12 protein-coding genes and 1 pseudogene are annotated in these 10,231 nt (G+C 64.5%); 10 read left to right on the forward strand and 3 right to left on the reverse strand.

Annotation, left to right across the window (positions count from 1 at the left end; translation table 11 throughout):
• From C2134_RS11530 to C2134_RS11540, 3 genes are all read left to right on the forward strand, one after another.
• Nucleotides 1-156 carry a chorismate-binding protein gene (locus C2134_RS11530; RefSeq protein ID WP_199179926.1) on the forward strand — a complete coding sequence of 52 codons (156 nt, stop codon included), beginning with the start codon at nt 1-3 and terminating at the stop codon, nt 154-156.
• 8 nt (nt 157-164) lie between these two features.
• Complete coding sequence (gene pabC / locus C2134_RS11535; RefSeq protein WP_103320187.1) at nt 165-977, forward strand: aminodeoxychorismate lyase; 813 nt, start codon at nt 165-167, stop codon at nt 975-977.
• 153 nt (nt 978-1,130) lie between these two features.
• Nucleotides 1,131-2,297, forward strand: coding sequence for a dicarboxylate/amino acid:cation symporter (locus C2134_RS11540; RefSeq protein ID WP_103320188.1), 1,167 nt, complete (start codon nt 1,131-1,133; stop codon nt 2,295-2,297).
• 162 nt (nt 2,298-2,459) lie between these two features.
• Here the strand turns inward: C2134_RS11540 and C2134_RS11545 are convergent, their stop codons facing one another.
• Nucleotides 2,460-2,720 (reverse strand): DUF4936 family protein, encoded by a 261-nt coding sequence (locus tag C2134_RS11545; RefSeq protein ID WP_103320190.1) that lies wholly within the window; start codon nt 2,718-2,720, stop codon nt 2,460-2,462.
• 81 nt (nt 2,721-2,801) lie between these two features.
• Between C2134_RS11545 and C2134_RS11550 the strand changes: the two genes are divergently transcribed.
• Nucleotides 2,802-3,692, forward strand: a complete 891-nt coding sequence (locus C2134_RS11550) for a prephenate dehydrogenase (RefSeq protein ID WP_199179927.1) — start codon at nt 2,802-2,804, stop codon at nt 3,690-3,692.
• On the opposite strand, the gene C2134_RS11555 is transcribed toward C2134_RS11550, so the two are convergent.
• A complete protein-coding gene (locus C2134_RS11555) occupies nt 3,689-4,576 on the reverse strand; it encodes a LysR family transcriptional regulator (protein ID WP_103320192.1) in 888 nt (295 codons plus the stop codon). The genes C2134_RS11550 and C2134_RS11555 overlap by 4 nt on opposite strands.
• A gap of 103 nt (nt 4,577-4,679) precedes the next feature.
• Between C2134_RS11555 and C2134_RS11560 the strand changes: the two genes are divergently transcribed.
• From C2134_RS11560 to C2134_RS11570, 3 genes are all read left to right on the forward strand, one after another.
• A complete protein-coding gene (locus C2134_RS11560) occupies nt 4,680-5,936 on the forward strand; it encodes an MFS transporter (protein ID WP_233196424.1) in 1,257 nt (418 codons plus the stop codon).
• Between the two features lie 391 nt (nt 5,937-6,327).
• Complete coding sequence (locus C2134_RS11565) at nt 6,328-7,032, forward strand: hypothetical protein (RefSeq protein ID WP_103320195.1); 705 nt, start codon at nt 6,328-6,330, stop codon at nt 7,030-7,032.
• A gap of 12 nt (nt 7,033-7,044) precedes the next feature.
• Nucleotides 7,045-7,638 carry a C39 family peptidase gene (locus tag C2134_RS11570; RefSeq protein WP_233164229.1) on the forward strand — a complete coding sequence of 198 codons (594 nt, stop codon included), beginning with the start codon at nt 7,045-7,047 and terminating at the stop codon, nt 7,636-7,638.
• A 47-nt stretch (nt 7,639-7,685) separates the two neighbouring features.
• Here C2134_RS11570 and miaA read toward each other — a convergent pair whose 3' ends face one another.
• Nucleotides 7,686-8,663, reverse strand: a complete 978-nt coding sequence (miaA, locus tag C2134_RS11575) for a tRNA (adenosine(37)-N6)-dimethylallyltransferase MiaA (RefSeq protein ID WP_103320197.1) — start codon at nt 8,661-8,663, stop codon at nt 7,686-7,688.
• 118 nt (nt 8,664-8,781) lie between these two features.
• Here miaA and C2134_RS11580 point away from each other — a divergent pair, with 118 nt between their 5' ends.
• The 3 genes and pseudogenes from C2134_RS11580 to C2134_RS11590 all read left to right on the forward strand — a co-directional run.
• Nucleotides 8,782-9,300 (forward strand): GNAT family N-acetyltransferase, encoded by a 519-nt coding sequence (locus C2134_RS11580; RefSeq protein WP_103320199.1) that lies wholly within the window; start codon nt 8,782-8,784, stop codon nt 9,298-9,300.
• Between the two features lie 81 nt (nt 9,301-9,381).
• The gene (scpB, locus tag C2134_RS11585; RefSeq protein WP_103320201.1) at nt 9,382-10,014 is read left to right on the forward strand and encodes an SMC-Scp complex subunit ScpB; all 633 of its coding nucleotides are present in this window, start codon (nt 9,382-9,384) and stop codon (nt 10,012-10,014) included.
• 36 nt (nt 10,015-10,050) lie between these two features.
• A pseudogene (locus C2134_RS11590) lies at nt 10,051-10,231 on the forward strand (23S rRNA pseudouridylate synthase B); the annotation flags it as partial.

Raw genomic sequence — 10,231 nt, forward strand, 5'->3', positions numbered from 1 at the left:
ATGGACTTCAACATCCTGATCCGCACCTTCATGCAGGAGGGCAGCCAGCTGCGCTTCCGCGCCGGCGGCGGCATCGTGGCCGACTCCGATCCCGAGCGCGAGCTGATGGAAACCCGCCACAAGGCGCGCGGCCTGCTCAGAGCGCTGGGCGTGTAGCAGGCTTGATGGCCATCCTCATCAACGGCCTGCCGGGCGAAATGGTCTCCGCCTTGGATCGCGGCTTCAATTACGGCGACGGCGTGTTCCGCACCCTGCAGCTGCGCCGCGGCCGGCCATGGATGTGGCGGTGGCAGTACGCGCGGCTGGCCCACGACGCGGCGCGGCTGCGGCTGGAAGCGCCGGACGAGCAGTTGCTGCTCGACGAGCTGATGGCGCTGGGGCGCCAGCACGAGTTGGCGGTGGCCAAGATCGTGCTGACGCGCGGCGCGGGCGCGCGCGGCTATGCGATGCCGGTTGCTGCGGCGTCCACGCGCATCGTGTCGGTTTCGCCATGGCAGGGTTACCCGCAGGAATATGGCGAGCAGGGCGTGACAGCGCGCTGGTGCGAGCTGCGCCTGTCCATCCAGCCCGCTCTGGCCGGCATCAAGCACCTGAACCGGCTGGAGAGCGTGCTGGCCCGCTCCGAATGGGACGACCCGGCCATTCAGGAAGGGCTGTTGCTGGATCAGGACGGCTGGCTAGTCGAAGGCACCATGAGCAATGTCTACCTGCTGCGCGGGCGGCAGCTGCTGACGCCCCGGCTGGATCGCAACGGCGTGAACGGCGCGGTGCGAGATTGGTTGACCGACAATGTTGCTGATTTCGGACTTGAATTTATAGAAAAGCGACTTTTCGCCGCCGATTTGATTGACGCTGACGCGGCCTTTCTCTCCAATAGCCTGATGGGCATCTGGCCGCTGGCCCGCTTGGGCGAGCGCGTCTGGACGCCTTCCCCTTTGCTGCAAGCATTGCGGCAAGCCTTGTTACAACAAGCCTGAAGCCTGGCGCCGGAGGGACAAACCGGCGCCGCGTTCCGCCTGCCGTCTCGGCGGGTCTCCCCTCATCGCATGCCATCCGGCCGAACCGGAGCGGGGATGCTTTGCCTGCGCGCGGCGGATACGGGCTGATACAACGGACAAAGAGGTCGTGTTTTGAAATTGATTCTGAAATTGCTGGCCGGCATGGCGCTGGGCATGTTGCTCGGCCTGTACGCGCCGGACCCGGCGCAATCCTTGCTGCTGACCTTCAAGGGCCTGTTCGGCCAATTCATCGGTTTCATGATTCCGCTGATCATCGTGTTCTACATCATGCACGGCATCGCGTCGCTGGAGAGCGGCTCCGGCCGCATGCTGGGCTGGACCGTCGGCCTGGCCTATGGCTCCACCGTGCTGTCCGGCGCGCTGGCCTTCGGCGCCGCGTCGACAGTGTTGCCGCAGTGGGTAGGCGAGGCGGCCCAGGCGCCGGTTGCGGCCAGCGCCATCGCGCTGCTATTCAAGCTGGAGATCAAGCCCTTGTTCGATGTGATGACGGCGCTGACCCTGGCCTTTGTCTTCGGGCTGGGCATTTCCGCCACCGGCGCGACGCGCCTGCATGAGCTGGCGGAGCAGGGCAAGGACATCGTCGAGAAGGTGTTGGCCCGCGTGCTGGTGCCGCTGCTGCCGGCTTATATCGCCTGCGTATTCGCGGACATGGCTGCCGCCGGCACGGCTTTCGCCACCTTGCAGACCTTTGCCGTAGTGCTGCTGTTGGCCATCGGCCTGCACGCGCTGTGGCTGACGCTGCTGTACGGCGTCAGCGGCCTGTTGCTGGGGCGCAATCCGCTCTCGCTGCTGCGCGCCATGCTGCCGGCCTACTTCACCGCGCTGGGCACCATGTCGTCCGCCGCCACCATTCCGGTGGCGCTGCGCTCGGCCGGCAATATGAAGGTGGCCTCGCCGGTAGTGAACTTCGTGATGCCCTTGTGCGCCACCATCCACCTGTGCGGCTCCACCATCACTCTGGTCAGCTGCGCCACGGCGGTGATGCTGATGACGGAGGGCCTTGCGCTGCCGGGTTGGGATGTCATGCTGCCATTCATTTTGCTGTTGGGCGTGACCATGGTGGCGGCGCCGGGCGCGCCCGGCGGCGGCGTGATGGCGGCGCTGGGCATCCTGTCCAGCGTGCTGGGTTTTCCCGAGGCCGCGCTGGCACTGATGATCGCGTTGTATCTGGCGCAGGATAGCTTCGGCACTGCCTGCAATGTGGCGGGCGACGGCGTGATCGCGCTGTGGGTGGAGCGGTTGACGCTGCGGGCTGAACCTGCCATGCAAAACGGTTAACGGTGATTTGCAAAGCAGAACAAGTGATTTGGTGGAGGCGGCCGCGTTCGGTATATTGTTTGCCATGACCGAGTCGCCATGGCGCAAGCCGGGCATTGAGTTTCGGTTTCTCTCGTAAATCGTGTTTCTTTCGGCCGGGCGTTTGCCCGGCCTTTTTCTTGCCTACAGCGGCCGGAACCATTCCTCATGTGCCGGCATGACCAAGTTGTGACGCTGGCGCGCGGCCTGCCAGACGCCGCGGAAGGCATCCCGGTCATCGATGCCGGCATACACCTCCATCCAGGTCGTTTCGTCGTCGCAGCGCCGCAGCAGTTCGCCCGTCCAGCCGGCGGCGGCCAGTTCGCCCTGCAGCGCGCGCAGCCTTTGCAGCTGGGCCTCGGCATCGGTTTCGACTTTGAAATAGCAATACAGCGTGACGGTCATGTCGGTCTCCAGACTGGCCTGATCGGGAAAATCGCTTATGATAGACCTTCGCGCCGCGGGGGTGGCGGCAGAACAAAGGGGATGCAGGTGCAGCAGCAGATAGACACGCTGGTGGTGGCGGGCGTCGGCCTGATCGGCGGCTCGTTCGCGCTGGCGCTCAAGCGCGCCGGCCGGGTGCGTCGGGTCATCGGCGTGGGCCGCACGCAGGCCAATCTGGAGAACGCGCTGGCGCTGGGCGTGGCCGACGAGGTGACGCAGGATATCGCCAGCGTGGCGCATCGCGCCGACATGGTGCTGTTGGCCGCGCCGGTGGGGCAGATGGGCGCGCTGATGCGGGCGCTGGCGCCGGGGCTGCGGCCGGGCGCCATCGTCACAGACGGCGGCAGCACCAAGAGCGACGTAGTGGCGCTGTACCGCGAGCATCTGCCGCAGCATCTGCCCTGGTGCGTGCCGGCGCACCCGATCGCTGGGTCGGACCTGTCCGGCGCCGCCGCCGCGCAGTATGGCTTGTACGAGAACCGCCGCGTGGTGCTGACGCCGCTGGACGAAACGCGGGCGGAGGCGGTGGCCGTGGTGGCGGAGCTGTGGCGCGCCTGCGGCGCGGAAATCCACGCCATGAGCGCCGCCGAGCACGACGCGGTGTTCGCCAGCGTCAGCCACCTGCCGCATTTGCTGGCCTTCGCCTATGTCGATCAGGTGGCGGCCAAGGCCGACGCCGAACGCTGCTTCGACTTCGCCGCCACCGGTTTTCGCGATTTCACCCGCATCGCCGGCAGCCATCCGGAAATGTGGACCGACATCAGCCTGGCCAACCGCGACGCCTTGTTGGCCGAGCTGGCGAACTACCGCGCCAGCCTGGAGCGCTTGTCAGCCTTGCTGGAGCAGGGCGACGCGGCCAGTCTCAATCAATTGTTCAGCGAAGCGCGCGCCGCGCGCACGCGCTGGCATCAGCAGTTTTTGCGCAGGGGCTAGTTTTCAGTCCCCACTCCGGCCAAAAAATTGGCCACCAGCGGCGAATCTTCGTCGCGGCGGATGGCGATGCCTATCGCCAGATAGGCGTCGTGGTCGGACAGCGGCACGTAGCGCACCGCCGGCAGCTGCACGCACTCCAGCGGGGAGGGCAGGATGGCGATGCCGACGCCTGCCGCCACCAGCCCGATCTGGGTGATCGCCTCGCCCGCCTCTTGCACCACGTTCAATTCCAAACCATTTTGCCGCGCCAGTTGCAGGATCACGTCGCGCAGGCCGGCGCCGGATTCCTGCGGATAGCCGATCAATGGCTCGCGCGCCAGTTCGGCCAGCGCCACGCTGCCGGCTTGCGCCAGCGGGTGCGCGCGCGGCAGCACGGCCAGCAGGCGGTCGCGGTGCAATTCCCTGACTTGAATCCGCGCGCTGGGCGCGGGGCCGTTGAAGCGGACGAAGCCCAGGTCCAGCTGGCCGCGTTCCAGCGCGTCGAACTGGCCGGCGGTGAACATTTCGCGCAGCGTCAGCCTGACGTTTGGGTATGCCGCGCGGTAGTGCTGCAGGCTGTGGTGCAAGATGGGAGTAAGCGGCAGCGAGGAGGTGAAGCCGATGCGCAGCTCGCCGATTTCGCCATCGGCCGCGCGGCGGGCCGCGGCCATGGCGGCGGCGCTGTCGGCCAGGATCTGCCGCGCGCGGGGGAGAAACTGGCGGCCGGCGGCGGTCAGCTCCACTTTGCGCTGGTGGCGGCGGAACAAGGCCACGCCGAGCTCCGCTTCCAGCGCCTGGATTTGCTGGCTCAGCGGCGGCTGGCCGATGTGCAGGCGTTCGGCGGCGCGCGTGAAGTGCAGTTCCTCGGCTACCGCCAGGAAATAGCGCAGATGTCGCAGTTCCATAATTGATATTTTATAAGTATCAATGATTGGTTAAATATATATTGGACTGCTGTAATGGCCAAGCCTAAGCTGACGGTGTCGTCAGTTTCATGAGATTGTCGCTGTGTCCACCCCCCTTTCCGCTACTGTCTTGTCCCCATCGCTTACCGCCGCTGCCGCATCGCCTGTCGGCAAGCTGCATGCTGGCAGCCCGGCGTTTCGCGCCACGTCCCGCGCCATGTTTGTCGGCGGTTTCTGCACTTTCGCCATGCTGTACTGCACCCAACCCTTGATGCCGGTGTTTGCGCACGATTTTGGCCTGACGCCTGCCGCCGCCAGCGGCGTGGTGTCGATGTCCACCGGCACGCTGGCGTTGAGCCTGATCCCGGCCAGCCTGCTGTCGGACCGTTTCGGCCGCCGCGCCTTGATGAATGGCGCGCTGGCGCTGGGCGCGCTATTGATGCTGCTGTCGGTCTTTGTCGGCAGTTTTGGGCAGTTCATCTGGCTGCGCGCCTTGTTTGGCATTGCCTTGGCCGGCTTGCCGGCGGTGGCGATGGCGTATCTGAGCGAGGAGGTCGATGGCAAGTCGCTGGGCCACTCCATGGGGCTGTATATCGCCGGCAACGCGCTGGGCGGCATGTGCGGCCGGTTTCTGGCATCGGTGCTGGCCGATCATTTCGGCTGGCGCGGCGCGGTGCTGGCTTTGGCCTTGTTAGGCGGAGTGGGCGCCTGGCTGTTCTGGCGCTGGTTGCCTCCGTCGCGCCATTTCCAGCCGCGCGAGCATGATTTCACCCGCATGCGGCGGGAGGGGAAGGCGATTCTGCGAGATGGCGGGCTGCCCTGGCTGTTCCTGACGGCTTTCCTGCTCATGGGGTGTTTTGTCAGCCTCTACAACTACCTTGGCTTCCGCCTGCTTGCCGCGCCGTTTCACCTGAGCCAGAGCATGCTGGCGCTGGTGTTCTCGTTGTATGTGGTGGGCATCTGGTCGTCGGCCTGGGTGGGCCGGCTGGCCGACAGGCTGGGTCGCCGCAATGTGTTGTGGCTGATGGTGGCGATGATGCTGGCTGGCCTGGCGCTGACCTTGGCCGATACCTTATGGCTGATGGTGCCCGGCATCGCCTTGTTCACTTTCGGCTTCTTCGCCGGCCATTCTGTGGCCAGCAGCTGGATAGGGCTGCGGGCAAGGGAGGCCAAGGGATTGGCTGCGGCCCTGTATCTGAGTTGCTATTACCTCGGGTCCAGCGTGTATGGCTCGCTGTCCGGCCTGATGTGGGGGCGCGGCGGCTGGCATGGCGTGGCCGCGGTGCTGGCTGGCGGTTTGTTGCTGCTGTTGGCGGTGGCTTTGTGGCTGCGGCGTTTGCAGCCGCTGCCGCAGCATTGAGTGCGGCTTGATGCAAATGCCCCGCGGTCAAACGCGGGGCTTTGTTTTGCGTGTTTGCCATCAGTCGATGACGGACAGCGGGCGCTGTGCGGCCAATCCGATAATCCAACGCGCTGCGACGCGTATCAGTCCCCTTCTCAGGCCTGGGGCAATATGAGCTTGGCGACAGTTCCGATGCTGACCTTACGGGCAGGTTTGTTCTGACAGACCACTTTAATACCATGCATCAAGCGACTGAATTGTCGATATTTTTCAAAATAAATCAATGAGATGTATGTTTTTCCACGGATTGGGACGCGCAATTTCTGCTGCTATGACTATCGGTATGCTCATGGTATTTCATGGGCGGGTGTTGAACTGCAAACGCGTTCCAACTCTGGGGAGTCGAAATATGCAGTCGAAATCCGTGATCATGGCGGCCTGGCTGGGACTGGCCGTTCTCGTCGGCGGCATCGCGCCGGCCCATGCGGCGTCCTTATCCGCCGCGCAACTGGCCGAGCAGCAAACCGGCGCCGCGGCGGCGGCCAGGCAAGGCCTGGCCGCTTTCGTCAGGCAGAATGGGCAGGCGTTCGGCAATCGTCTGCCGGAGGGCTTTCCGCTGGATGTGGCGGATGGCCGCGCGCTGGCGTCTTTGCGCGTCGGTGCCGGTTTTCCGGTATACAGCGTGACGCCGCAACAACTGTTGGCGAACGATGCCGATCTCAGCCGCCAAATGGCGCCCACCGGCGCCTGGCGCTTCACCGTGTATCAGCAACAGCGGCCGGTTGGCCTGGTGACGGTGGAGAAGGTGGCGGGCCGTTGGCAAGCGGTGTCCTATGGCGCGGCCGGGCTGGCTAAGGATCTGGAGTCGTTGCGCGCGGCTTATGGCGATGGCGGCCAGGCTGCCACCCGTTTCCTGCGGGTATACCAGGCGCAATCGGACTTTCTGGAGGTGACGCCGGCCGGCGGCAAGCCGCGCTTCGCCGCGCTGACTTCAGCCAATGCGTCGCTGCAACTGCAACGCCAGGCCGATGGCGGCGCTGTCCTGCTGGACGGCGCGCAGTTGCTCGAACCGCTGCGCGCCGCGGTGCGCAGCAATCTTTCCAGCTGGCGCTGAGGGGAGGCCATCATGATGAACATGCATCTGGGCAAGACCATTCTGGCGGCGGCCATGCTGGCCGGCGCCGTTGCCGCGCAGGCAGACAGCAAGGTGCTGGGCGTGCCGTTGACGGTGCAGGAGCATAGCCAATGGTGCTGGGCCGGCTCCAGCAAGGCGGTGCTGGCCTGGTACAAGCAGACGCCGAGCCAGTGCGCCATCGTCAACTGGGCATTCGGCATCAACTACGCTTGCGGCAACAGCAACTTCAACTGGAACAGCGACGCCAACAGTCCCAATAATATGTTCGGCGGCGGAGGCAGCCTGCAGGACATCCTGACCAACTGGGGCGTGTCCAACTACACGGTCTACGACTATCTGTCCTGGACGCATGTGCAGCAGGACATCCAGGCCAGCCGGCCCTTTGTGATCCGTTATGGTTGGACCAGCGGCGGCGGCCATTTCATCGTAGGCCGCGGCTACCAGAGCGGCAGCAGCGGCAATTACGTCTACATGATGAATCCGTGGCCGGGGGAGGGGATGACTTACGCCTTGTACGACAATGTGGTATCGGCCAGCGATCATGACTGGACCCATACCCTGCGCATGAGCGTCAGCCCCAGATAGACTTGATCGACGATCAAAGACGGCAGCTTGGCGCTGCCGTCTTTCATTCAGAAATCCCCGTTGTAAGGCAAAGCGTCCGCTGCGGGGCGCCCGGCCAGGAAGTCTTCCACGGCGGTGGACAGCAGATCGGCCAAACCATCCTGCTGCGCGTCCACCGGAATCACCTCCAGGCTGCGCGTCCAGGTCAGCTGGCGTTTGGCCAGCTGGCGGGTGGCGGCGATGCCGCGTTCGATGAAGTCGTCGTAGCCATATAGGCCATCCTGATGCTCCCAGGCCTGGCGATAGCCGACGCAGCGCATGGAAGGCAAGTCCAGCGTCAGTTCCGGGTAGCTGGCGCGCAGCCGGCTGACTTCATCCAGAAAGCCCTGCTCCAGCATGAGATGGAAGCGCTGGGCGATACGCGCGTGCAGCCAGCTGCGTTCGCGCGGCACCAGTGCCAGCGGCAGGAAGCGGAAGCTGGCGGCCGCCTCCTTGCCCTGGGCAATCAACTCGGACATGGGCTGGCCGCTGAGCAGGCAAACCTCCAGCGCGCGATGGATGCGCTGCGAGTCGTTGGGGTTGAGGCGGGCGGCGGTGGCTGGGTCCAGCGCCGCCAGCTGCGCATGCATGGCGGGCCAGCCCAGCCGGGCGGCTTCGGCATCCAGCTCGGCGCGCAGCGCGGCATCGGCTTGCGGCAGGTCGGACAGGCCTTCCAGCAGCGCCTTGTAATACAGCATGGTGCCGCCGACCAGCAGCGGCAGCTTGCCGCGAGACTGGATATCGGCGATCAGCCGGTTGGCGTCGGCATGGAACTGCGCCGCCGAATAGCTTTGCAAAGGGCTGATGATGTCGACCAGGTGGTGCGGACAGGCCGCCATTTCTGCGGCCGTCGGCTTGGCGCTGCCGATGTCCATGTCGCGGTAGACCAGCGCGGAATCGACGCTGATGATCTCGGCGGGAAAACGACGCGCCAGCTCCAGCGCCAGGCCGGTTTTGCCGGAGGCGGTGGGGCCCATCAGCAGAATGGCTTGCGGGGTGTGACTCATGATGTGACTCGCTGCGATACAGGGTGGAATTGTCGCATAGCCGGCGAAGTCATGCGCAAAAGCCTTGACCTCGCCTGCTGGACGTTTACGATGGGAGTATCGGAGCCGGGAGCATGCAATGAGAATCGAAGCCGCCAGCGAAAAACATCTTTCCGCGTATCGCCAATACTTCCAGGCTTGCCGCGAGCTCGATTTCGATTACTACCGCGATCTGGCGGATGATGCGGATGCTTGGCTGCGCAAGTTGGTGCGGCATGCCGATGGAGAGGAGATGCCGGCGGGGTGGGTGCCTTGCCAGACCTGGTTTCTGCTGACGCCCGAAGGCGAGATCGCCGGCGCGGCGCGGCTGCGGCATGGCGAAACCCACATGATCCAGGAAAAGATCGGCCATATCGGGTTTGAGGTCTTGCCAAAGTGGCGCGGCAACGGTTACGGCCGCGTGCTGCTGCAATATGTGCAGGCCATCGCCGAGCAGCCGGAATGCGGCAACTGGGTGGTGGTGTGCGACGCCGCCAATCCCGCCGCGGTGCGCACCGTGGAAACCTGCGGCGGGCAATTGCTGGAGGATGTGCGGCAAACCGATGGCACGGTGCTGAAGCGCTACAGCCTGACGCCGATAGGCGGTTTGTTTGCGTAGTTTCGCTTGTCGCGAAACTCGTGTAGAATCCACGGCTTCCCGCGCTTTGAAAACCCCTGACTTCCCCGGCACCCCGGTTTAATGTCCACCATTACCGATTTAAAATATCTGAAGATCGTGCTGGAAACGGCTTTGCTGACGGCCCAGGAGCCTTTGTCGGTTTCCCAGTTGAAAAAGCTGTTCACCGAAGACGTCAAGGCTGCGCTGATCAACGATATTCTGGAAGATATCCAGGGAGACTGGCGCGGGCGCGGCATTGAACTGGTCAAGCTGGCATCCGGCTGGCGCTTCAGAGCCCGAGCCGAATTCACGCCGTATTTGAACCGGCTGAATCCGGAAAAGCCGCCGCGCTATTCGCGCGCGGTGATGGAAACCTTGGCGATCATCGCCTACAAACAACCTGTGACCCGTGGCGATATCGAGGCGATACGAGGCGTATCGGTCTCAACCAACGTGATGCAGACCCTGCTGGAGCGCGGCTGGATCGAAGTCATCGGGCACAAAGACGTACCGGGCCGTCCCGGCCTGTACGCTACGACACGCAAATTTCTGGACGATCTGAGCTTTGTCTCGCTGAACGACCTGCCGCCGCTGGCGGAGTTGGGCAGCTTGGTGGTGCCGGACGTTCAAACGCAGGACCACCGCCCCGATGCGGGCGCAGACGACCTCCCCCTCGACGATGAGGCGGACAATTTAGAGCCAGTCGCGGAATAAGTTTCCGCCAGTTGCTCACATGGAAAGAGCAAACACATGTCTACAAAAGGACAACGTACCCACGCGCGCCAGCCGGTTTCGCGTGTAAAGGGCCGTGAAACCTCCCAGCCGCGCGATAACGCCGGCCGCAGCCAGGGCCAGTCGCGCCAGGGCAAGCACCCCGCCGCCACCGGCGCCCAGTCGCGCTTCCCGCAACAGCAGCCGGGCCAGCAGGCCC

It is taken from the genome of Chromobacterium sinusclupearum (genome assembly GCF_002902845.1).
In the GTDB taxonomy this organism is placed as follows: Bacteria; Pseudomonadota; Gammaproteobacteria; order Burkholderiales; family Chromobacteriaceae; genus Chromobacterium; species Chromobacterium sinusclupearum.

Excerpts from the sequence above, each read along its gene's own strand:
- C2134_RS11580 (WP_103320199.1), top strand. The coding sequence starts at position 8,782 with ATGAGAATCGAAGCCGCCAGCGAAAAACATCTTTCCGCGTATCGCCAA.
- C2134_RS11545 (WP_103320190.1), bottom strand. The coding sequence starts at position 2,720 with ATGACCGTCACGCTGTATTGCTATTTCAAAGTCGAAACCGATGCCGAG.
- C2134_RS11530 (WP_199179926.1), top strand. The coding sequence starts at position 1 with ATGGACTTCAACATCCTGATCCGCACCTTCATGCAGGAGGGCAGCCAG.
- C2134_RS11550 (WP_199179927.1), top strand. The coding sequence starts at position 2,802 with ATGCAGGTGCAGCAGCAGATAGACACGCTGGTGGTGGCGGGCGTCGGC.
- miaA (WP_103320197.1), bottom strand. The coding sequence starts at position 8,663 with ATGAGTCACACCCCGCAAGCCATTCTGCTGATGGGCCCCACCGCCTCC.
- scpB (WP_103320201.1), top strand. The coding sequence starts at position 9,382 with ATGTCCACCATTACCGATTTAAAATATCTGAAGATCGTGCTGGAAACG.
- C2134_RS11570 (WP_233164229.1), top strand. The coding sequence starts at position 7,045 with ATGATGAACATGCATCTGGGCAAGACCATTCTGGCGGCGGCCATGCTG.
- C2134_RS11565 (WP_103320195.1), top strand. The coding sequence starts at position 6,328 with ATGCAGTCGAAATCCGTGATCATGGCGGCCTGGCTGGGACTGGCCGTT.
- pabC (WP_103320187.1), top strand. The coding sequence starts at position 165 with ATGGCCATCCTCATCAACGGCCTGCCGGGCGAAATGGTCTCCGCCTTG.
- C2134_RS11555 (WP_103320192.1), bottom strand. The coding sequence starts at position 4,576 with ATGGAACTGCGACATCTGCGCTATTTCCTGGCGGTAGCCGAGGAACTG.